The 21,677-nt window shown below is 59.3% G+C and carries 23 protein-coding genes and 1 pseudogene; 13 read left to right on the plus strand and 11 right to left on the minus strand.

Translation table 11 applies throughout. The features are described from left to right. Nucleotides 1-309: 309 nt before the first annotated feature. Complete coding sequence (locus VEJ16_04300) at nt 310-513, plus strand: dodecin family protein (protein ID HYB08869.1); 204 nt, start codon at nt 310-312, stop codon at nt 511-513. 97 nt (nt 514-610) lie between these two features. On the opposite strand, the gene VEJ16_04305 is transcribed toward VEJ16_04300, so the two are convergent. The 4 genes from VEJ16_04305 to VEJ16_04320 all read right to left on the minus strand — a co-directional run bounded on the left by VEJ16_04305 (nt 611) and on the right by VEJ16_04320 (nt 2,713). After that, on the minus strand, nt 611-946 hold the full coding sequence (locus VEJ16_04305) for a putative quinol monooxygenase (GenBank protein ID HYB08870.1): 336 nt from the start codon (nt 944-946) through the stop codon (nt 611-613). A gap of 101 nt (nt 947-1,047) precedes the next feature. Further along, complete coding sequence (gene pncA / locus VEJ16_04310) at nt 1,048-1,692, minus strand: bifunctional nicotinamidase/pyrazinamidase (GenBank protein ID HYB08871.1); 645 nt, start codon at nt 1,690-1,692, stop codon at nt 1,048-1,050. 243 nt (nt 1,693-1,935) lie between these two features. Further along, nucleotides 1,936-2,325, minus strand: coding sequence for a hypothetical protein (locus VEJ16_04315; protein HYB08872.1), 390 nt, complete (start codon nt 2,323-2,325; stop codon nt 1,936-1,938). A gap of 67 nt (nt 2,326-2,392) precedes the next feature. Beyond that, the gene (locus tag VEJ16_04320; GenBank protein ID HYB08873.1) at nt 2,393-2,713 is read right to left on the minus strand and encodes a superinfection immunity protein; all 321 of its coding nucleotides are present in this window, start codon (nt 2,711-2,713) and stop codon (nt 2,393-2,395) included. 396 nt (nt 2,714-3,109) lie between these two features. Here VEJ16_04320 and VEJ16_04325 point away from each other — a divergent pair, with 396 nt between their 5' ends. The 3 genes and pseudogenes from VEJ16_04325 (at nt 3,110) to VEJ16_04335 (ending at nt 4,739) form a co-directional block, all read left to right on the plus strand. Then, nucleotides 3,110-3,592 carry a septal ring lytic transglycosylase RlpA family protein gene (locus tag VEJ16_04325; GenBank protein HYB08874.1) on the plus strand — a complete coding sequence of 161 codons (483 nt, stop codon included), beginning with the start codon at nt 3,110-3,112 and terminating at the stop codon, nt 3,590-3,592. A 709-nt stretch (nt 3,593-4,301) separates the two neighbouring features. Continuing rightward, complete coding sequence (locus tag VEJ16_04330) at nt 4,302-4,439, plus strand: hypothetical protein (protein HYB08875.1); 138 nt, start codon at nt 4,302-4,304, stop codon at nt 4,437-4,439. 12 nt (nt 4,440-4,451) lie between these two features. Further along, nucleotides 4,452-4,739 (plus strand): annotated as a pseudogene (locus VEJ16_04335) (DUF2214 family protein). 179 nt (nt 4,740-4,918) lie between these two features. Here VEJ16_04335 and VEJ16_04340 read toward each other — a convergent pair. From VEJ16_04340 to lptE, 4 genes are all read right to left on the minus strand, one after another. Then, nucleotides 4,919-6,460 (minus strand): SpoVR family protein, encoded by a 1,542-nt coding sequence (locus VEJ16_04340; GenBank protein HYB08876.1) that lies wholly within the window; start codon nt 6,458-6,460, stop codon nt 4,919-4,921. Further along, a complete protein-coding gene (locus VEJ16_04345; GenBank protein HYB08877.1) occupies nt 6,457-7,797 on the minus strand; it encodes a YeaH/YhbH family protein in 1,341 nt (446 codons plus the stop codon). The genes VEJ16_04340 and VEJ16_04345 overlap by 4 nt, the downstream gene beginning before the upstream one ends. Nucleotides 7,798-7,804: 7 nt before the next feature. Further along, nucleotides 7,805-9,742, minus strand: coding sequence for a PrkA family serine protein kinase (locus VEJ16_04350; GenBank protein ID HYB08878.1), 1,938 nt, complete (start codon nt 9,740-9,742; stop codon nt 7,805-7,807). A gap of 554 nt (nt 9,743-10,296) precedes the next feature. Beyond that, on the minus strand, nt 10,297-10,905 hold the full coding sequence (lptE, locus tag VEJ16_04355; protein ID HYB08879.1) for an LPS assembly lipoprotein LptE: 609 nt from the start codon (nt 10,903-10,905) through the stop codon (nt 10,297-10,299). Between the two features lie 275 nt (nt 10,906-11,180). Here lptE and VEJ16_04360 point away from each other — a divergent pair, with 275 nt between their 5' ends. Continuing rightward, nucleotides 11,181-12,092: a VOC family protein gene (locus VEJ16_04360; protein ID HYB08880.1), complete on the plus strand. Its 912-nt coding sequence runs from the start codon at nt 11,181-11,183 to the stop codon at nt 12,090-12,092. 17 nt (nt 12,093-12,109) lie between these two features. Here the strand turns inward: VEJ16_04360 and VEJ16_04365 are convergent, their stop codons facing one another. Next, nucleotides 12,110-12,523 (minus strand): phasin family protein, encoded by a 414-nt coding sequence (locus VEJ16_04365; protein HYB08881.1) that lies wholly within the window; start codon nt 12,521-12,523, stop codon nt 12,110-12,112. 153 nt (nt 12,524-12,676) lie between these two features. Here VEJ16_04365 and VEJ16_04370 point away from each other — a divergent pair, with 153 nt between their 5' ends. Next, nucleotides 12,677-13,465, plus strand: coding sequence for a bifunctional DNA primase/polymerase (locus VEJ16_04370; GenBank protein ID HYB08882.1), 789 nt, complete (start codon nt 12,677-12,679; stop codon nt 13,463-13,465). 59 nt (nt 13,466-13,524) lie between these two features. Here VEJ16_04370 and VEJ16_04375 read toward each other — a convergent pair whose 3' ends face one another. Further along, nucleotides 13,525-15,258, minus strand: coding sequence for a mechanosensitive ion channel family protein (locus tag VEJ16_04375; GenBank protein ID HYB08883.1), 1,734 nt, complete (start codon nt 15,256-15,258; stop codon nt 13,525-13,527). Between the two features lie 305 nt (nt 15,259-15,563). Here VEJ16_04375 and VEJ16_04380 point away from each other — a divergent pair, with 305 nt between their 5' ends. The 5 genes from VEJ16_04380 (at nt 15,564) to VEJ16_04400 (ending at nt 19,249) form a co-directional block, all read left to right on the plus strand. Beyond that, nucleotides 15,564-16,418: a DUF2092 domain-containing protein gene (locus VEJ16_04380; GenBank protein HYB08884.1), complete on the plus strand. Its 855-nt coding sequence runs from the start codon at nt 15,564-15,566 to the stop codon at nt 16,416-16,418. 16 nt (nt 16,419-16,434) lie between these two features. After that, nucleotides 16,435-17,310: an RNA-binding protein gene (locus VEJ16_04385; protein HYB08885.1), complete on the plus strand. Its 876-nt coding sequence runs from the start codon at nt 16,435-16,437 to the stop codon at nt 17,308-17,310. 79 nt (nt 17,311-17,389) lie between these two features. Then, the gene (locus tag VEJ16_04390) at nt 17,390-17,671 is read left to right on the plus strand and encodes a hypothetical protein (GenBank protein ID HYB08886.1); all 282 of its coding nucleotides are present in this window, start codon (nt 17,390-17,392) and stop codon (nt 17,669-17,671) included. A 164-nt stretch (nt 17,672-17,835) separates the two neighbouring features. Then, nucleotides 17,836-18,783, plus strand: coding sequence for an ion channel (locus VEJ16_04395; GenBank protein ID HYB08887.1), 948 nt, complete (start codon nt 17,836-17,838; stop codon nt 18,781-18,783). 79 nt (nt 18,784-18,862) lie between these two features. Beyond that, nucleotides 18,863-19,249: a DUF202 domain-containing protein gene (locus tag VEJ16_04400; GenBank protein ID HYB08888.1), complete on the plus strand. Its 387-nt coding sequence runs from the start codon at nt 18,863-18,865 to the stop codon at nt 19,247-19,249. 103 nt (nt 19,250-19,352) lie between these two features. On the opposite strand, the gene VEJ16_04405 is transcribed toward VEJ16_04400, so the two are convergent. Continuing rightward, a complete protein-coding gene (locus VEJ16_04405; GenBank protein ID HYB08889.1) occupies nt 19,353-19,637 on the minus strand; it encodes a hypothetical protein in 285 nt (94 codons plus the stop codon). A gap of 625 nt (nt 19,638-20,262) precedes the next feature. Between VEJ16_04405 and VEJ16_04410 the strand changes: the two genes are divergently transcribed. Beyond that, the gene (locus VEJ16_04410) at nt 20,263-21,240 is read left to right on the plus strand and encodes a glycosyltransferase family 2 protein (protein ID HYB08890.1); all 978 of its coding nucleotides are present in this window, start codon (nt 20,263-20,265) and stop codon (nt 21,238-21,240) included. Nucleotides 21,241-21,253: 13 nt separating this feature from the next. Continuing rightward, nucleotides 21,254-21,677: asparagine synthetase B (locus tag VEJ16_04415; protein ID HYB08891.1), on the plus strand; the 424-nt coding region annotated here is incomplete at its 3' end.

Raw genomic sequence — 21,677 nt, forward strand, 5'->3', positions numbered from 1 at the left:
GCTGAGCGAAAGCCGCCGTCCGCCGCCTCATTCCGGCGTGGCGATCACCCGACTTTTGGCGGCAGACGACATGCATAGCAGGACATGGGGCACACAGGGCCGGCTGTCGAGCAATGGGGTCGCTTTGTCTGAAAGAAGTGGGAAAGGGCGCAGCACCAGGGCCGCACCCTCGACTCACGGCCCAAACTGGCGCAAAATCGAAGCTATTGAGCCAATGCCTCTCGACCTCTCCGATTTGGTCCGGGCGCGCGGTCTTTGTGTCCGAACACACCGGCGAAGGACGAGCGGTTAGCCCCAAGGGAGGTCGCCATGGCAGTCGCACGTGTCACGAAGATCACGTCCGCCTCGACCAAGGGTTTCGACGACGCCGTCAATCAAGGCCTAAAGCGCGCGGCAAAGACAGTGCGCGGCATTACCGGCCTCGAGGTCATCGAAATGAAGGCGAAGGTCGAGCGCGGCAAGATTACAGAGTACCGCGCCACCATGGAATTGACCTTCCTGCTCGAAACCTAAGGCATCGATTCTGACGATCCGTCCCGTTTTGTCATGCCTGAGGAGAAGGGGCTAAGGCGCCGTCGACTCCGGCGGGCGGCATGCTGTGCCGCCGCGGTCAACCTTCGATCGTCGCATAAGGAATGAACGGTATCCGTTCGCGCTTTGCCACCCGAGGCAAGAGCTCCTTTATTGCTTCCTTGAAATGCGCGGTTTCCTGATGCGCACCCCAGCCGGCCTCGTTGACGTAAAGCTCATAAATGAAAAACGACGTGGGCGACGTGGGGGAGCGGTAGGGAAGAAAGAGCTTGACGCCCGGTTCCGCCATCGTCGGGGCCACCAACGATTCGAGGATGGCGGCGACCTTTTCGGATTCGCCCGTCTTGGCTTCGATGTTGATCGCCACGACAAAGCCGTCGTTGAGATCTCTCGGGGAAAAGCTGTTCTTGCGCATAGATGTATAACCCTCTTAATGGTCACGGTCGGAAGCCATCCTGCCGGATTGTGCGGGGCGAATGTTTCGATCGATGCCGAAGTGTTGAAGGACCAACCGCTCTACGCCGCGCCGAGCATAGCGCTCCGCATGATCTCAACGCCCGCTTGGATCATGGCCCCGCGCGCGGCAACAAGGCTCCCCTCTAAATTGATCGCCCGACAGGCGTCCTCGATCACAACAACGTCGAATCCGAGATGGCGGGCGTCCTCCGCCGACCACCGCACGCAGTAATCGAACGCCAAACCGCAAAGGAAGACGCGGCGGAAGCCGCGCTCATGAAGATAGCCCGCAAGCCCCGTGCGGGTGCGGCGATCGTTTTCGAAGAACGCCGAATAGGAGTCAATCTCGCGGCGAAATCCTTTACGGACGACAAGCTCGGCGTGGGGAATGTCGAGCGACGGGTCGAATGCGGCGCCCTCGCTGCCCTGCACGCAGTGATCGGGCCACAGCGTTTGCATACCGTAGGACATCCGGACGTTATCGAACGGCTTGTGCCCGGGATGGGACGAAGCGAAGGAGCGGTGGTCGTGAGGGTGCCAATCCTGGGTCAGCACGACGTGCGGAAAGCCGTACGCTAGGCGATTGACGAGGGCGATAATCTGGTCGCCCTCGGGCACGGCGAGCGCTCCGCCGCGAAGAAAGTCGCGTTGGATATCGACGACGAGAAGGATGTCGTTCGGACTTGGACGGCTGAAACTCGTCATCGCGCGCCCATCACCGCCAACTCACGAAATTCGCCGCCGCCCTGTCGCCAGGGCACGAGGGGCAGCCAAAGTGGTGCGAAGAAGCGATGCGCTGTTCGGATCGAGCATATCGGAAATGGTTTCTCGGTTCGAGAATCATTTCTCCCAATCTCAACATTTGCACGATGACCGATCTTGAGGCCCGCGCTGCGTTACAAATTTCTGCGTAAAGCTTGTCGCAACGATACGATGTTCAGAGGAAGGCTATGGCGATGCGCAACGCGCCACGACAGGAGCGCAGATTTGCGACGCGGTCTTGCTGTCCTGCGGCGGATCGATTCGAAGTGAGGACGCCGTGACGAGCCCACCCTTTAGTATGAACGTGGCTTCGCAGGCGAACTTGTCGCCTTTGGAGCCGGTCGCAAGTGAGCCGATAACGGGAATTCTGGGGATACCTTGGAGATAGCCTTCGTTGGCCACGATTTCGGTATGATAGACGAGATATTCGAGACCGCCCGCCCCAGTGTCGGTCGCCGGATTGCCCGCGCAGGCGATGAGCTGGGCTTTGCTATACCCCATGACCGCGAATTGAGGGTCGGGCGGTTTTTTCTCGGGCTCGTTCGAACAGGCGGCAATCGACAATGCCAAGATCAAAAGCCCACGCCAAAATGCTTGACGGGCGCAGGGCGCCCTCCAAATCCGAATCATCATGGCGCGGATGTTAGCGCCTGAATGAGGTGTGATGAAGCTCCCGTTTCCCGCGCTGACGCGCAAATGCCCAAGCGAGCGCGAACAACCAGCCAACGACCGTCCACCCGAGGAGGAGGTTGACCACGGCAATGGTTGCGGTGTCCGGATGGGCGCGAGCCAGGGCGATCCAAAGGGGCGCCAAATAGGCGAGAAAAGCGAAAGAAATATCGTAGATGGCGGCGCCAGCAAAAAGGCCTGCGGCGATCCCGTCTTCGAAGTCGCCTACAGTGGCTTCGAACGCAACGATTGCGATCAGGAGCAGGACGAGGCCGATGGCCGCGATAACTCTCAATTCTACCTCCTGGGTAGCCCGCGCGCACCGGACCTGTGGTGAACCGATCTCTCGAACGGTCCTGCAAGCACTTACGAGCGGCCGCTTGATCCCCTGCGCCAAACGCCTGTTGCCCTCACCGTGATTTTCGGGTCCGGGCCGACCGGCTATGACGAAGCGAAAGCGGCCACCCGGTACTTCCACTGTCAAATCGCAAAAATGGACAACAGCCGGGCAACAGGCGGGCATCGGGGCAATAAATCTTAAAGAAATACCCTTTTGTGACAGGTATTTCTTTCATATTTTTCACAAATTACAGCGCCGATGAGCACGAGATACCCACAATGATTACTGGTATTGGGTTCCAAGGACCTATAATATTGCCGCTGACATCCAACAACATCGGAATTCGGGAGGATGCGAACCCGACGGGAATTCGTCCTCTACTCGCTTTTGGGATTGGCGGCTTGTGCCGAGCCTGGACCCAGCTCCGGGCCGGTCAGCACATCGACGCCATCACCCGGCGCGCCGACGTCCCTGCGCGCCGACTCAGCACCCGAGGGACCGGCCGGCGCCGGCGCTGCTGCAGGTGCCACATTCTCCCAAGTCGGCTTGGCATCCTGGTACGGAATGGTGAAGCGAGGGCGTCGGACCGCGAATGGCGAAAAGTTCGATCCCCGGGAGATGACCGGGGCCCACCGATCCCTAGCCTTCAATACGGTGGTCCGGGTGACGAGCCTCGACCGAGGCACCGTGGTCAAAGTGCGGATCAACGACCGGGGACCCTTTGTGCGTGGCCGGGTGATCGATCTTTCATCCCGCGCTGCAGCATCCCTGGGGATAGAGCGCGAGGGTACCATTCCGGTCAAGTTGGAGGTCTTTGCGGTCGATCAGGCCTAGAGTCGAGCGTACCGATTGTCGCCGCCGCCCGATTTATGTCACAAGGCTGTCGCGCAATCGTCCGAAATTTTAGAGTAGTCTCGCGGCCGTGGGAGATCGTGAGGCACTTTTTCCCGCAATGGTATATTGCAGGCAGTGCGGGGAGGATGAAATGCTGAGCGGAGCGCGATTATTCGCCAAAGGGTCTAGGAAACGGGGCCTTTCGGAAAGCCGCCGGTGGGGGCGTGCGGGTGTCGAGCCTTCCACTACCGCATTACTCGCCGATCCGATCGCCATTTTGCTCATGCGGGCGGATCGTTTGAGCGCCGAAGAGGTGGCGGCGGTCCTACGGCAAGCGCGCGAGCGTTTGCCCGGTCAGGCCGGGTCCCGATCGTCACTCGCGAAGGACCCAAAGGATATACACACGGCCGCGTGACCTGCGCTCCGGGCGACAAAGTCTTGCGCTCGGGGCCATGCGATCGCCGCCTTACCAACCCTGGCGCCGTCATGCGCTTTGCCCAAGTCGACCCGCCCCTTGGCGGCGTCGGCCCGAGCAGCGCAGGCGCATATCTTGGCATCGGAGAAAGCCTTGCGCTCGGCCATGCCTAGTGTGGCGCGCTGCCATGCGCGCCCGTCGGAGGGCTGACCGGATCGATCCTCAGCATGACGCTTCGCCAGCCTGGTCACGAGGAAATTCCTGGCGCCAACACTGACAAAGGGGAATTGACCCATGCTCGATCTCGTGCTGGCGATTTTACACCACCTCCTCGTCTTCACTCTCTTCGCCGTCCTGTTTACGGAATTCGTGATCGTGCGTCATGGTATGGACGCTGCCGCCGTCGTGCGCGTAACTGCGATCGACGCCTGATACGGCGCGCTTGCGGGCCTCATCGTCATCGTCGGCTTTGCCCGCGCGATCTTCGCGGCGAAGGGTTGGGACTATTACGCGCACAACGCATTTTTTTGGGCCAAGATCGGGACGTTCATCGTGATCGGGTTCCTTTCGATTCCACCGACGCTTGCGTTCCTGAGGCGGCGGCGCGCGCGTGCTTTGCCGGCAGACGAAGCCGTCGGCCCGGTGCGGCGCTACCTCTGGATAGAACTAGCACTGTTTGCGCTGCTACCCGCATTCGCGGCAGCAATGGCTCGCGGCTATGGCGAGTTCTGATGGAGCATCACGGGACGAACGAACGAATGTCCGGCGCCATCTCTTGTGCCGGCGCGCGCAATCGTTGTCGTTACGGACGCTGAGGATCGTTTTCTGCCGGACCAGCCGCCTTCGTCTTCCGGTTCATGTCCGCGTCGGCCGAAAGCTGATCTAAGGCTTACGAAGACAATCGGCAGACGCTACGCTTCGGGTTCGGCGTCGTAGCTATAAAGCCGATAGCCGCTCTCGGGATCGACCCCGCGCAGCTCCACCCGGTTGCCCCAGAGATCGCCGACATGACGAAGTACGGCCCGCGCTTCCGGCTCGTGAAGGCGAAAGTCGTTGCGCACGGTGTGAGTCAATACGAGGCGGCGATCCTTCAGCAGGTCGTAGTCGGTTACCTGAATATCGGGCTCGCGCAGTCCCGGATCGTAGGCGTTCGAGAGAGCCCTGCGCACCCGGTCGTAGCCCCGCTCGTCGTGAATGGCGTCGACGACGAGTTCCGGCCGCTGGGGCGAATCGTCGAGCTTGAAGAGCCGCAGCTTGCGGATGAGCGCCGGGCTCAGGAATTGCAAGATGAAGGAGTCGTCACGATGTTCGGCCCAGATGCGGCGAAGAGCACCGAAAACGTCGCCCGTGCCTGCGAGATCGGGAAGGAACTGGCGATCTTCGTCGGTCGGGTCTTGCACGATGCGCGCCACGTCGCGCAGGATTTCGAAGCCGAGCCAATAGGGATTGATCCCGCTGAAGCGCGGGTCGTCGAATCCCGGCTGAAAGACGACGCTGGTATGGGAATCGAGAAATTCCAGCATGGTCCCGTCGTCGATCAGGCCGCGCTCGCGCAGACGTTCCATGATTGTGTAGTGGACGAAGGTAGCGCAGCCTTCGTTGGTGACCTTGGTCAGCTTTTGAGGATAGAAATATTGTGCGATATTCCGCACGATCCGAAGTATCTCGCGCTGCCAATCGCGCAGCTTCGGACTGCGCTTTTCGAGAAAGTATAAAAGGTTTTCCTCGGGCAGCCCGACCTGGTCTGGTCGGACGTCGTCGTCCTGGCGCGCCGTCGGTTCTCGGGCCGTCGCATCGGTCGGCAGCGTGCGCCAGAGGTCATTGTAGTCGGCAAGTTCCTGTTCGCGCCGCTCACTCACCCGACGCCGTTCCCGCTCGAGATTGGGGCGCGCCCGGCGCTGATATCGGTCGACGCCGTTATCCATCAGGGCATGCGCCGCGTCCAACAGGCGCTCGACTGCCTCGACGCCATGACGCTCCTCGCATTGGGCGATGTAGCCCTTCGCGAACTGGAGGTAGTCGAGGATACCCTCCGCATCCGTCCACTGGCGGAAGAGATAGTTGTGCCTGAAGAAATGGTTGTGGCCGAATGCTGCGTGCGCCATCACGGTCGCCTGCAGCGCCATGCTGTTGTCCTCCAGCATGTACGAGATGCAGGGATTCGAGTTGATAACGATTTCATAGGCGAGCCCGCTCCAACCCTTGCGGTAGGATTTTTCGTCTCGCGCAAAACGCTTGCCGAACGACCAGTGGCGGTAGAGCAGCGGGAGTCCGATCGAGGAGTAAGCGTCGAGCATCTGCTCCGTCGTGATCAGCTCGATCTGGTTGGGATAGGGATCGAGCCCGAGCTCGCCCTTCGCTATCTCTTCGATCGCATCGTAGGTGCGCTTGATCGTATCGAAGTTCCACTCGGGTCCGTCGAAGAGGAGGCGCTTTCCGAGCGATACGGTCATCGGCTTGCTCGCTTCGAAAGGGGGCTTCCGGGCTTCTTCGCGAAGAGTTCTCGGAAGACGGGGAAGATGTCGCCCTTCTCGCTCACCTTCTTCATGGCGAAGTTTGAAAACTCGCCTGACAGGGCCTCATAGCCCCGCCACAACCCCGTGGCGCCGCCGGCGCCCATGCTAAGCACGGGATCCTCGTTCTGCTCTCGGACCTCGATATACGCGAAATATTGGCATTGGGGCATGATGGCTTCGCGCAGCAATGAGAGACAGAGTTCCGTATCGCTTGCGTAGTTATCGCCGTCGGAGGCCTGGGCCGCGTAAATGTTCCATGCCGAGACCGGAAAACGCTCAGCGACGATCCGTTGCATCTCCGTGAGCGCACTTGAGACAACCGTGCCGCCGGTTTCCTGGCTTCGGAAAAACGTTTCCTCGTCGACTTCCTTCGCCTCGCTTGTGTGGCGAATGAAGACCATCTCGACATGCTCGTACCGTCGCGTGAGGAAAAGATGGAGCAGCAGAAAGAACCGCTTCGCCAAATCCTTCATGTGCTCGGTCATGGAGCCGGAGACATCCATCAGGCAAAACATGACCGCTTGCGAGGTCGGCCTGGGTGTGGGCTCGTACCGGTTGAAGCGAAGATCGATCGGGTCGAGATAGGGCATCACTTTGAGCTTGCGATCGAGAATGGCGAAATCCGCGCGCATCTTCGCAAGATAATCCTCGTCCGCCATGCTGAGTTGCGGTTCTGACTCGAGTTCTGCAATCTTGTGCGCGAGCGCTTCGACTTCACGCCGATCCGGGCGCTTCAAGGAGATTCGCCGTGCGAGGCTGTTGCGCATCGTGCGCAGGAGCGCCAGGTTGTTGGGCGTTCCGACCGGGGTGTAGCCCGCGCGCCGCTGGGCGAATGCGGTTGCGTGTTTGAGTTCCGTCTTGGCGAGATCGGGGAGTTCCAAGTCCTCGAACAGAATGTCGAGATACTCGTCCCTGCCGAGGGTGAACTGAAACGTGTCCTCGCCTTCGCCGTCCGGGCTGCCCTCTCGACCGCCGGCACCACCCGCCCCTTCGGCCGGCCGGGGCAGCGTGTCGCCTTCGCTGAATTCCTTGTTGCCCGGAAGAACGTGGCTTCGATCCCCGCCATTCGGTGCAAGGCGAAATCGCGGCTCGCTGATCCGCTTTGTGGAAATCTCCACGTCGTCGGAATCCTTAGCCAGGTCGCCGATGTTGCGCTTCCTGAGGGAGCGCGCGACGGCCTCCCTCAGTTCCGCTCGCGCCACGCGGACGAAGCGCTGATGATTGGCGTGGCTCTTTCCTTTCGGGTTGAGACGCCGATCGACGATGCTGACCACGGTTCCGTCACCCCGCCTTCTTGACGCGCATGTACCACTCCACGAGGCGACGGACCTGCCGCTCCGTGTAGCCGCGTTCGGCCATCCGTTTCACGAACTCCGAGTGCTTGGATTCAGTCTCCTTGTCCTTCTTGGTCGAGAAGCTGATCACCGGTAGCAGATCTTCGACCTGGCTGAACATGCGCCGCTCGATGACCTCGCGGATTTTCTGATACGAGGTCCAGGCAGGGTTCTTGCCGTCGTTCTGGGCGCGCGTTCGCAGAGAGAACTTAACGACTTCGTTGCGGAAGTCCTTGGGGTTTGCGATGCCCGCTGGCTTCTCGATCTTCGAAAGCTCCTGGTCGAGTTGACTACGGTCGAGAATCTGTCCGGTGTCAGGGTCCTTGAAATCCTGGTCTTCGACCCAGGCATCCGCATACGCCACGTAACGGTCGAAGAGGTTCTGGCCGTATTCGGAGTAGGACTCGAGGTACGCCTTCTGGATTTCCTTGCCGATGAATTCGGCGTAACGCGGCGCTATCTCGCTCTTGATGAACCCGATATAGAGGTTTTCGACGGCCTCGGGGTATTGCTCGCGCTTCAGCGCATGTTCGAGGACGTACATCAGATGCACGGGATCCGCTGCGATCTCGGTGCTGTCGTAGTTGAAGGTCTCGGACAAAACCTTGAAGGCGAAGCGAGTGCTCACGCCCGTCATGCCTTCGTCGATGCCGGCCGTGTCGCGATATTCCTGCATCGATTTGGCCTTGGGGTCGACGTCCTTGAGGTTCTCGCCGTTATAGACGCGCATCTTCGAATAGAGATTGGAGTTTTCGTGTTCCTTGAGGCGGGACATGACGCAAAACTGCGCCAGCATGTCGAGGGTGGCCGGCGCGTGCGACGAGTTCGCAAGCTCGCTCTCGCGCAGGAGCTTGCGGTAGATTTCAGTCTCCTCGCTGGTGCGCATGCAATAGGGCACCTTCACGACGCAGATGCGGTCGATGAACGCTTCGTTCGTCTTGTTGTTGCGGAAGCTCTGCCACTCCGCCTCGTTGGAGTGGGCGAGAATGATGCCCTGGTAGGGTATGACGCCGACATTCTCGGTGCCCGCGTAGTTGCCTTCCTGAGTCGCGGTGAGAAGCGGGTGAAGCATCTTGATCGGCGCCTTGAACATCTCGACGAATTCGAGCAATCCCTGCGTCGTCGAATTGAGCCCACCCGAATAGCTGTATGCATCGGGGTCGTTCTGGCTGAAGAGTTCGAGCTTGCGGATGTCGACCTTGCCCACCAAAGATGAGATGTCTTGATTGTTCTCGTCGCCCGGCTCTGTCTTGGCGACGCAGACCTGGCGCAGCTTCGAGGGGAAGAGTTTCGCGACGCGGAAACGCGAGATGTCCCCGTCCAATTCACGCACGCGCTTCACCGCCCAGGGCGACATGAGCCCGGTGAGCCGGCGGCGCGGAATGCCGTATTTGCGGTCGAGCACGCTGCCCATCCGCTCGGGCTCGAAGAGGCCGAGCGGCGATTCGAAGATCGGACTGACGGCATCCCCCGCCTTCAACACGTAGATCGGCTGCTCTTCCATGAGCTGCTTCAGGCGCTCGGCAAGGGAAGATTTGCCGCCCCCGACGGGTCCGAGCAGGTAAAGGATTTGCCTGCGCTCCTCGAGGCCCTGTGCTGCATATTTGAAGAAGCCGACGATGCGCTCGATCGTATCCTCGAGGCCGAAGAATTCACTGAATGACGGATAAACGCGAATCGTCCGATTCATGAAGATGCGGCCGAGACGGGCGTCCTGGCTCGTATCGATCAGCTTTGGATCCCCGATCGCAGCCACCATGCGCTCGGCCGCACTCGCATAAGCCCTGGAGTCGTCGCGACACAGTTCGAGATAATCGTGAAGGGATAGTTCGACCTCCTGACGATTTTTGAAATCGGTCGAATAGAGCTCGAACAGGCTGGGCATGTAATTCATCGCGCACTCCTTCCGCAGGGCGGGCGTCACCGGTTACGAACCGAACGCAGCAGAGAGGAGGACGCAACGTCCGATCCAGCTACCTAGGAGAGCAAACCGCATGCCGGAGCGGCACAAACCCGGCGCTAACCAAAAATGTTCCTATCAATCAGCGTTCTCACGCGACCCTGCTTGTCGAAGTGCTGCACTTTTGAGACATTCGACGCGTCGCCCGCGATACATGGAAATTGAAAATGCCTGTCATTTTGGAATTGTTCGCAATTTGCAACGACCGACATCTTCTCCTTTTATCCGAAGGACTTGCCCGAGTCGCTGCGCGATCTTTATGCAATGATTGCCTAAAATATAGGCAGTCCCGAGTCGCGTCTTGAAGCAAGAATCGCTCAATCGGGTCGTCGATGGCGGATCGCCCTCCTATGGAGAATCTCGACCGATAAAACGATTTTCGGGGCGGCCTAACATCAATTTCCCCGACGCGGTGGCCATATGTGGCTCAACCCTTGCGGGAATCGAGATCGACCGCAATCCCGTCGATTCTGGCCGCCTCAATTTGCAGAGGCTGCCTCGCGCTTAAAATAAAGTGCGGTGCGCCGGGCGATGTCCTCGGCCAGGGCCCGCATGGCCTGCCTTTGCGCGTCCTGTCTCTGGACGACGGTCGAATATGAGTTCTCGATCATTGCCCAATCATTCGTCATGTTGCTCGAGCCGGAAAAGACGGACTTGCCATCTTTGACCGTTCTAAGATCGTATATGGCGGTCACGGTGGACCAATAGGTCTGCGCCAATCCCGAGGAGTCTTGGGCGACCAGGGTTTCGGTCACCTTCAGGTGAACATTTAACTCGTAGAGCGGCGCGGCAGGGGCACCATCCGGATTGAACGTGTTGAGGAGCTCATTACGCATCTGTTGGCCCAATCGGGCGAGATTTACCCTATATACGTGCGCCGTCGTTGCCGATGGCGCTTCCTCGTCGGTAGTTGATTGAATTGGGGCAATCTTTACTTCTGACATTTGCTCGATCGTCGACGATGCTGTTTCATGCTTGGCATTGAGCGGCTCGAAACCGCACCCGGGCAGGGCGCTCAACGAAAGCATCGCAAGCACGGCGATAATCCGGCAGCTGCTTGAATTTTTGAAATCGGAATACGACGACAACAGCTCGCCCCTTTTTTCACGGCAACCGGTTCACACGCCCGCAACTTGGCGGCTGAGCCGCCCCTACTTGAGTTCGTGCAAAGGTTTAGCGCATTTTTTCCCACCTCGCACCATGACCTTTTTGACATGCGGCGTTGCCGGGTAAGGCCATGCTTTGCGACTTGTCGGCGGTTGCGCGGGGGCGCATCCTGGAAACATGCATCTTTCGCCGCCGACCCGGGAGGGGATTCTCGCATGAAACGGTTTGTCGGCTTTGCCTGGTCCGGCCGCTCACCATGACAGTCGAATCGCTTTTGAGCTTCGCCCTGACAGTGCCGGATCTTGAGATCGGGCGCCGGTTTTATACAACGTTCGGTCTTCTGACCGAAGAACGCAGAGATGCATTGGCTCTTCGCTGCGAAGGCCGCGACCAGGATCAGCTTTTGTTGATCGAAGGGCGGCGCAAACGGCTCAATCACCTTAAATTCGGCTCAACCGCGGAGGGTCTTGCCGCGATCCGCGTGCGGATGCGCGAGCGTGGGATTTCCGAACTCGATCCGCCCGGCACATCCTTTGGCGACGGGCTGTGGCTGGCCGACCCGGACGGCCATGCGATTTGCGTGGTCGACCAACAAGCGCTGCCGTGGCGCCCTGCCGCTCCCGTCGCATGGAACACACCGGGAAATTATACGCGTATCGGCGAAAGGGCGTGCCCCGCAAGCCACCAGGTGCGGCCGCACCGTTTGGGACACGTCCTGCTGCACACGCCCGATGTGGCTCGAATGGTCGACTTCTACAGTGCCATCTTAGGCTTGCGACTATCGGACCGGGTCGATTGGATAATCGCGTTCATGCATCTGGCCGGTGGTGGAGATCATCATGTGGTCGCATTTCTTGCGAACGATCGGCCCGGTTTTCATCACGCGAGTTTCGAGGTTGCGTCGCCGGACGAAATCGGAATCGGCGCCATGCGTGCGATCGCCGCGGGATATCGAGACGGCTGGGGATTGGGGCGTCACGTCCTCGGCTCGAATTTCTTCCATTACGTGCGCGACCCGTGGAACAGCTTGGCTGAGTTCTTCTGCGATATCGACCAAATCTCGGGAGACGGGACCTGGCGGGCCCTTAATCATCCACCTGGCGACGCGCTATTCCGTTGGGGACCGCCGGTGCCCGACGATTTTGCCGCCAACTTCGAAGAGGTGTGACGGCGGCGCCGGCAGGCTCATTTCGCCTTGTCACGAATGGCGCTGTCTGGTTCGGCCTTAGCACTTTGCCCTGAATCGAAGGCGGCATTTACCAGTTCTGCCATAAGGCTCGACAGCTTGTTCACGTGATCGAGGTATTGGGCCGTTGCGGTTTTATTGAAGTCTCGCTGGCACTCCGCCGCCTTGCTCGGGTTGTCGCACCGGGCGAGCTTTTCGCAAACGGCGATATCCTCGCGAAGTCGAGTTTGCGTGAACGCCGCCATTTGCTGGGAGAGAGCGAGAGTGCTTCTCCAGATCGCTTCGCTCGCCCGCACCCAGTTGTCGACGGCGAGGCGGTTGGCGTCGAGCAATGGCATCCATCCCGACGCATGCTTTCTCATGTCCGCCCAGCTCCCAATCGATTCGGCCAGGGCCTTGGTCTGCTCTGTCATGGCCATTCTCCTTCCGAAGCGACTTCCTTCTCGCAGATTGTTCGGGCCGGGGCGTTGACCCATGTCAATGCGTCGTCGTTTTCCGTGACCTGACAGTCGTTTGTTCCTAAGCTCTCGCCGTGGGCCGATGAAAGTGGGATTGGGGTATCTAGTGTGGCGAAATCGACGAAGGAACCAAGATGCCGAGGTGCGGCACTTGAGTATAGACGCCGCGGGTGGTCGGTGCTGCCACTGCGGCCGCGGGACAAGCGCCCACTCGTACCTTGGGAGCCGCTACAGCGATCGCCTGCGAAGGAAGCCGACATCGAAGACTGGTTCTTGCGCTGGCCGGAGGCGAATGTCGGCATCGTAACCGGTGCGGTCTCGGGGCTTGTCGTTATCGATGTCGATCCGCAACACGACGGAGAGGAAAGCCTGCGCCGGCTCGAGGTCGAGCATGGCCCGCTCCCTCCTACTTGCGAGGCGATCACGGGCGGGGGCGGGCGGCATTTTTATTTCGCGCACCCGGGCGGGTTAGTGCGCAACAGGACCGGTCTTGCCACCGGCGTGGACCTGCGGGGCGACGGAGGCTATGTCGTTGCCCCGCCGTCGGTGCATCCCTCGGGTCGTGCATATGCTTGGGAAGTCTCGCACCATCCCGACGACACGCCGCTTGCTCCGCTTCCAAACTGGCTCGTGCGGACGGAGCGCTCGCCGCACCTCGGTCATCCGTTGAGCCATTGGCGGCGGCTCGCGCGCGAAGGCGTGGCGGAGGGCGAGCGCAACGCAACCCTCGCATCGTTCGCGGGACACCTGCTGTGGCATGGCGTCGATCCCGAAGTGGCGCTCGAACTGCTCGCAAGTTGGAACGCCCAACGTTGCCGCCCGCCTTTGCCGTATGACGAGCTGGTGCGCGTGGTCGAGAGTATTGCGCGCCTCCAGGCTCGCGAGCGCGGCGGGTGAATGCGAGCGAGATAACGGGAACCGGCGGCGCAATGGGCCGTCTCAACGCCGCGATCGGTCTAATGCGAAAATTCGACGCCAAGATCGGCGGCGCGCTCCATGATCTCGAAAAGAATCTCCTCCCGCGCTTTCAACTCAGACGCGGAATCCGACACGTTGAGATGAAAATTCACCAAGATCTCCAAGCTGCTTTCCGCGAGATTGCTGAATCGCACGTCGTACTTGGATTTGTTCGTCAGGGGATGGTCCTTGATGAGACGCTCGATGCTGGCGATAAACGCCTTCAATTTTTCGTGCGGGGTGTCGTATGCGACCTGTAACAGCAATCGCTGGTGGCGCATGGTGCGAAGGGTCAAGTTCTCGATCGTCGCGTTCACGACCGAGTTACTTGGAATCGATATCAGCGAATTATCCGCGGTGCGTATTCGTGTGCTGCGAAAACCGACGGCCTCGACCGTCCCCTCGCTTCCGGCAACCCGGATCGAATGGCCGACGCGGAAGGGCTTTTCGACCATGATCAGCAAGGAGCCCAACAAGTTTGCAAGGCTGTGCTGTGCTGCAAGCGCCACAGCCAAGCCGCCGACGCCCAATCCGGCGAGCACGGAATAGGCCGGGAAACCCAACTCGTAGGCACCCTGGATCAACAGTCCCACGGCGAGGATGATGCCGAACAAGCGCATGCCCAGCCTGATAAGCTGGCTATCCAAGCTACTTTGCCTGAGATGCTCGGAACTGATGACCGCTTCGCCGAGCGCATTGGTTCCGACCACGGCCAGCCAAGCCGCGCTAAAATAGAGAACACTGGTCGATAGGAAGGCGATCGCCTCACGAATTGTGCCGCCGATCCGAAGGATCAGGCACAACAGCGGCACGAAGTAAGCCGCCAGCAGGATGATGACCACAGGAGCTAGCAGGGAATGCCACCTTGGACCCCGCCCATCCTCGTCGCGTTTGGTAAACCGACGTCCCGCGCGATATACGCCGGAAACAAGGATTACAGCGACAAAAAACCCGAAGGCGAGCCCGAGCCATTGCCAGACCGCCACTCTGAATATGCGAGTCCGTACCCAGTCCGGCCATCTCAGCATCCAACGGATCGGGATGATGCGGTCCAATCCGATAGGTGAGCTCGTGCGGGCGTCGTAAAGGGTGGTCACGCGCTCCGAAGCTAATGTGTGATAGATTTCTATCAGGTCCTTTGCGGGACCGGGTTTGTAAGGAAGATCCTTCACGCGCTCGTAGAACTCGGGCAAGCGATCGACCGTTTCCGCTGATATCAGATACTCACCTGCGCGCGGCCCGTTCTCGATCAGGGCGACCTCGATTTCGGTATCCGGAAGCCGCCACCGCTTCGATCCGGATTGGGCCATCGCCTCCCGATTCGGAATATCGCTCGCCGCCGGAACCTCAATGCGATCGAGAATCTCCTTCAGTTGGAGCGCACGCTCGACTGCAACGCTGTTTTTGAGGATCGGCGGGATTTGAGATAGATCGAAATACTGAATAACCGCAGGAATGCTCCGCAACATCCCGGCTTCCTTCCGGCGCTCGTCCGCGTTCAGGTAGAGTCGACCGGATGCCGCGTACTCCCCATATACGTCGATGGAGATCAAATAAATATCGTCGACGGCTTTGATGAAGCCTTCGATCGTTCCGCGTGGGCTCGAGGTGTCGGGTGGGCGGAGGGGATTGGCGTCCGCGGCGATCGCGGCGCTCGAGAGTCCGCACAAAAGCGCGAAAGCAATGCTCAGAATTATTGCGCGAAGGCCGACCGGCTCCATCCCCTGATTCACCGTCGCTCTCCCTGCACCGTGGACCGTGTTCAAAGACGTTATGTCGACTTCGTCTGGATTCCACAGTCAACAGGTGCCATTATCATGTTGTGGGGAGGGCATGGCAACAGACTCGGGCCGCGGTCTGCTCCGGGGATATTCGTGACGCAGCTCTTGATCTAGCTCAATGCTGGGATCGTCGGCTCGGTGTCGATTGTTGCCGCCCAATCCCACCTGCCGCGACACGTTCGGACGGAATGACGCTGAATGCCCGGAAGGGTTACGCGCTTGACGAAAGTGTTTCTCCTATGGGCAGAGGATTCCTCATGAGCGGGTCGTACTGCAGGTTCTTGGTGCTTCTTGCGACACTCGCGTTAATCGCAGCTGCAACCGCTCGGGCTCAACAAAACGAGCCGGCGCAAGCTCCCGCGGAGCAGGAGCAGTCTCCGCCGCAAATGCCGATGCCGCAGCTCCCCGTGGTGCTGTTGCCCGACAAGCCCGTCCTGGAACCGAAGGCACTGGAAATTCTCAAGGCGGCGAGCGAGCGGCTCGTCTCCGCTCAGACCATGACGTTCACCGCGATTGCGACCTATGAGAGCCCGGCGAAGACCCTGCAGCCGCTTGCTTACACGACACTCTCGGAAGTGACGCTGCAACGGCCCGACAAGCTGCGCGTGATCACACCGGGCGACGGTCCCCCGACTGAGTTCTATTACGACGGCAAGACGATCATGGCCTATTCGCCGGACAGCAATATGGTGGCCATTGACGACGCACCGCCCACTGTCGACGAGATGCTGAAGTACGCTTATAACAAGGCCGCGATCTATTTTCCCTTCGACGATATCCTCGCGACCGATCCCTACAAGGGCTTGGGCGAGCTGAAGCTCGCCTTTGTGATCGGGCAATCCCACGTCGTCGGCGGCGTCCTCACGGACATGGTCGCCATCGTGAACGATTTCGCTCAGGCGGAAGTCTGGATCGGTGTGGAGGACCATCTCCCGCGCAGGGTGCGCGTGACCTATTTCAACGAGCCCGGCAATTTCCGGCACGACGTCGAGTTCTCGAATTGGCAACTCAACCCCGTCCTGCCGCCCGGCACCTTCGCTTCCGAACGCGCTGCGAAGGCAACGCGCATCAAATTCGAGAGCCCTGACGAGAAATTGCCACAACCGCAATGATGGGAGTGCGCACACCATGAAGAAAGCGCTTCTAGGCCTCGTCGGCCTTGTCTCCCTCGCGCTGCCGCCCCAACCGGTCGGCGCATGGTCATCCACGGGAGCCCGCGGCACGGCGTCCGGCGGTAACGGATCGTGGAGTGCCCACGGCTATAATGGCGGCAGTGCATCGGGCGGTGGCGGTTCATGGAGCGGTCAAGGCGCTCATGGTGGATCGGCGTCGGGAGGTAGCGGCAGTTGGCACGCGACCGGTGGTGAAGGGGGGACGGCCTCGGGTGGAGGTGGTTCCTGGAGCGGTCATAGCGCCTATGGCGGATCGGCCTCGGGAGGTGGTGGGAGCTGGCATGCCACCGGCGCTGAAGGCGGGACAGCTTCGGGCGGTGGTGGCAGTTGGCATGCCAACGGTGCCTATGGCGGCACGGCCTCCGGAGGCACCGCCTACGGGTACCACGGCGGCAGCTATTATGGCGGCAGCTATTACGGCGTCTACCATCCGCCGACCACGGTGAATTACTACGGCAGCAGTTGCGGTAACTGTGGCGGCTGGAACGGAGGGGCGGCCGCTGTTGGTGTGGTCGCCGGCGTTGCAGTCGGCGCCGCGGTAGCCAACGCCAATACGGCGGCGGCGACGTCAAATGCATACGCCTCGGGTTACGCGGCGGGCACCGCCAATACGGCGACCGCGACATCGAACGCCTATTCGGCTGGTGTCGCGGCGGGTGCTACGGCCGCGAATCAGCCAGCTCCGGCAGTAGGTAACATCTATGCCACGCTGCCGAGCAATTGTCAGTATAGCGGGCAGGGAGGTGCCAGCCTCTACCACTGCGGCGCATTGTGGCTGGAGCCGGCCTTCGGCGCCAACGGCGTTTATTACCGGGTTGTCCCGGCACCTTAGCGACTTTGGGGATTGTCGACGATCGCTCGCAGCAATCAAGGCGGAGGGGGTAGTTATGAAGAGGGATCTAGCCGGGCCCGTGCTCGTTACGGTGCTGCTTTGCCTCGGTACCGTGGGGGCAGAGGCGCAACAATATCCAATCCTGGATAAGGTCGCGGACAAGGTTGTTCAGCATTACCAGACCTCGTCTTGCCAACAGCTCGCGGCGGAGCGCGGTCAACCGAAATCAGGTGAAAGAGCAGTTGAGGAAGAACGCCTCGTGCGCCTGCTGCACGAAGACGCGCAGATGCGCCAGGAATTCATGAATCGCGTTGCCTCACCGATCGCGAACAAATTATTCGAGTGCGGCTTTATTCCGTGAATATCGGGTTTTGATGCGTCCTTGTCGATTCGATGCAATATGCCGGGCGCGTCGTGCCTTTGCTGTTGTCCAAGTCTTCGACGCGGTAAAGCGGGGCGACGGGCGCGGGCGGACCGGCGCATGAGCATGCTTGCGGCAAGGGCGAGACGGAGAAATGCGTACCGATGAAGCGGCTCGATCGGCACTGGATCACGGCGATCGCGTTCACCGCCGCCCTCGTCTTGCTTGTCAGCCTCGCGGTCAGCGACGTCATCGAAGGCTTCGTCTATGTGCTACTCGTCACCGTGATCGTCGCGGTCGGCGTTTTCTACAAGCTCCTTCCGAGAAGCCACTTTATCGCCGCCGCGTTCGCCAATCTCATCGCGGTTTATGCGTGCCTTTTCGTCTTCTTTGTCGAGACGAATTTTCCCGAGGGCAATGATGCCGTGCTCCTCGTCGGCTTCGTGCTGCCGATTGCCGCATTTCTCCTCGCGATCGCATGGCGTCATCGGGACATCCGCGCCATCGTCAATAAAAAGGATCCCCATTACGAACGGAACCTCGCCCAGGTGCTGCGCTGGCTTGTCCCGATATTCGCGATCGGGCTCCTGACATTCGCGATTCCCAGCACGAACTGGGGTCCACTCGGCCACGATCTCGCATTCCTAGCCGCGATGACCGTGATCGCACTTGTCGTGTCTCTGGTTGTTCGAGAAGTGGTGACGTTCCTGCTCGAGACAGCCTTGCTGTTCGAGGAATTCTTCGAGCGCATCGCGCGGCTTTTGGTGCCGGCGTTCGCATTTTTCACCTTCTACTCATTCCTTGTGATCGTATTCGGGGCAATTTACCGAATTGCCGATCACCTATCGACGCGCGAAATGTTCGCGGTTGCGGGGATTGCTCAGAAAATCAGCTTTCCCGACGCACTTTATTTTTCGATCGTGACGCTAAGCACCGTCGGCTACGGTGACATCGTCCCGGTCACCAATCTTGCTCGCTTCATCGTCGCAATCCAGATCGTCTGCGGCATCCTCCTTCTGCTTTTCGGATTTTCGGAGATCATTGCCTATACGCGCGCCCACCGGGAACATTCGCGCACGAGTACCCACGCTCGCGAGGAGCGACGGGATTAGCTGCAGAGCAGACGGAAAGCGGCACCGGCAGACGACGACACCCGTAGAGGCCGTGGCGGTCCCGGCGTAGGATAAACTCATGATCAAGAATTTCAACGACCATGCGGCGAACGAACGTACTTTCTTGGCTTGGGTCCGTACCGCCATTGCGGTTATGGCCTTCGGGTTCCTCGTCGAGAGGTTCGACTTATTTCTCCAGATCGCCACCGTGACCTGGGTTGACCGCGCAATTTCCATCCCAAGTCAGAAGTTCGGGAATTTCGCGGGGCTCACGCTTCTCATCTCGGGGATCGCAATGGTTGCGATTGCGGCGGCGCGCTTTTTGATCACGGCGAAAGACATCGATAGTGCGTCGCTTCGCCCAAGCGCTGAGGCCCGCGTCGATTTGGCCCTGGCCGCTCTATTGGTGCTTTTGGGATTTGCACTTTTTCTCTATTTGTCGAATGCCGTTTTTTCAAGGCTCTAACGGCCGCCACGGCGAACGGTGCCGGTTTCAACCGCGCGTGGGCAAGTACTCGATTGCCGTCCTCGTTATCGCTTGGCCCGTCTTTATAAGGCGTCAGTGGCGGCTAAAGGAACTGTCGCACGAGGCCCAGGAAGGACGAGGCCGCAAGCACGATGACGGACCAAAGCATGTATCGCGCATTGCGGCGGACGTAGCGCGCGGTCGCCTTCACGGCCCCGGCCGCCTCAAGGGCTGCATACATTGCTTTAATCTGCATTTCGGTCTGGCGTCGCATGAATTCGGCGCGCGCCATCTGGTCGTCTTGCGAACCCGGCCCTCCCTTCGACAGAAAATCCGTGAGCTGATCCAGCGTCATCTGGGAGAGCAGCTCACTGTGCTTACTGGTCATCGTTAACCCTTTTTCCCACCTATGCGAGTATAGCAAAACTGGACCGTCACCGTGGGGCATTTGAACTGCGCACAATGATTACCCAGTAAGTAGGCGGCCGTCGGGCTTGGATTCGGGGTCATTAGGGCGTTCGTTCTCTTAATATCAGCGTCGCCGCGCGGTCGATGGCCGGGCCGCGCATTCGGTCCTGTGACCCCGGGTTTGGACGGCTCGCCTAAGCTCAGGTTGTGGCGAAATGGGCCGGATAGGATTGGCCCAAATCGGACAGAGTCGATCATGAAGGCGCAACGCCGTTTATCTTGGAAATGCCGGTTGATGGACGTGCGATAAGAGTCCGAAAGGACAAGGATGATCGGCTGCGCAATTTTGGCTAGGTTTGCCGGCCAGGGTTCCCATGACGAAACCGCTGCTCCTGAGCTAGCATTGAACCTTGACCGCTCGATGGGGTCGAATCGCCGGAGATCGTGCTCAGCGCCGAAAAATGCGGGACGCTTTCACGCCCGCTGCCGACCAACTCGGAAGTACCGCCACTGTCTCACTCATTGAAATATAACTGAACGGCCAAAATCGATGTTAAAACAAGCGGGGCCAGGAACCGACGGAATTGGGCAAAGCGAATGCTCGTATGACAAAACTCATCATTCAAATACCTTGTCTCAACGAGGAACAGACGCTTCCCGCGACGATTGCGGCTCTGCCACGCCATATCGATGGAGTGGGGGAGATCGAGCTTCAGATCATTGACGATGGCTCGACAGATGGGACGACAAAGATCGCGCGGTCACTTGGTATTCAGCACGTTCTAAGCTTCAAGAAGAATCGCGGGCTAGCGGAGGCTTTCAAGGCCGGCGTGGACAACGCAGTCCGCCTTGGCGCTGACATATTGGTCAATACCGATGCGGACAATCAATACAGTGGAGCCGACATAGCCGATCTTGTAAATCCCATCGTTTCCGGCGAGGCGGACATCGTAATTGGATGTAGACCGATCGATAACCACCCTGAGTTTCCTTGGATCAAGCGCAAGTTGCAAAAATATGGAAGCGCCTTGATCAATCGGTTGGCCGGTACCGAAATTCCCGACACAACGACTGGCTTTCGCGCCTATAGTCGTGATGCCTTGCTGCATCTCAATATCTTCTCTGATTTTTCCTATACGCTCGAAACCATCATTCAGTACGGCTATCAGAACGCGAAGATCATGACGATTCCAGTTCATGTGAATCCAAAAACCCGTGAATCGCGTTTATTCCGAAATATTCCGCACTACCTCTGGAACTCGCTCCGCACCGTTATCAAAATATTCATCTTGTACCGCTCTGGCGCTTTTTTCACCGTATTGTCGGCCGGATCGTTCCTGTTGTTCGTGGCCCTTATTATTCGTTATGCATATGGAATTTTTGTGGAAGGCGTGCCGACGAGTCAATTTTGGCCATCGATAATCATGGCGGGAGTTCTTTTCGGTCTAAGCGTCCAATTTTATCTGACGGGGATCATTTGCTCGCTGATCTCATCGAACCGCAAGCTTTCGGAGGAAGTGCTCTATCGGCTGCGCAAGGTGGACCTAACGTCTGCTCCCTCTGCAGACCCTAAAAGAACCTGATCGAGTCTGAAGAATGTGTGGCATTGCAGGCGTCTGGATGAAAGCGGGAGGGACGCCATCGCGTGACCTGCTCACGCATTTCTCCCACAGCCTTCATCATCGCGGACCCGATGCTGTCGGCATTCGGATTTCCGGTTCCGTGGGCCTTGTCAACAGACGACTTAAGGTGATCGATCTGTCCGACAAGGCCAATCAACCGTTCGAGGATGGCGCGGACATCCTCAGTTTCAACGGGGAGATCTTCAATCACGTCGATCTTCGGCGCGAGTTGTCGCCGTTCTACGAATTCACCAGCCACTCGGACACGGAGGTGTTATTCCGTGCACTTCAGCACTGGGGCCCCAGTGTTCTCGATCGGCTTCGCGGTCAATTCGCCTTTGCGTTCGTCGACTCGCGGCGCGGCGAGCTTATCTTGGCGCGCGATCACGTCGGAATTT

It is taken from the genome of Alphaproteobacteria bacterium, from assembly GCA_035625915.1.
Lineage (GTDB): Bacteria > Pseudomonadota > Alphaproteobacteria > JACZXZ01 > JACZXZ01 > DATDHA01.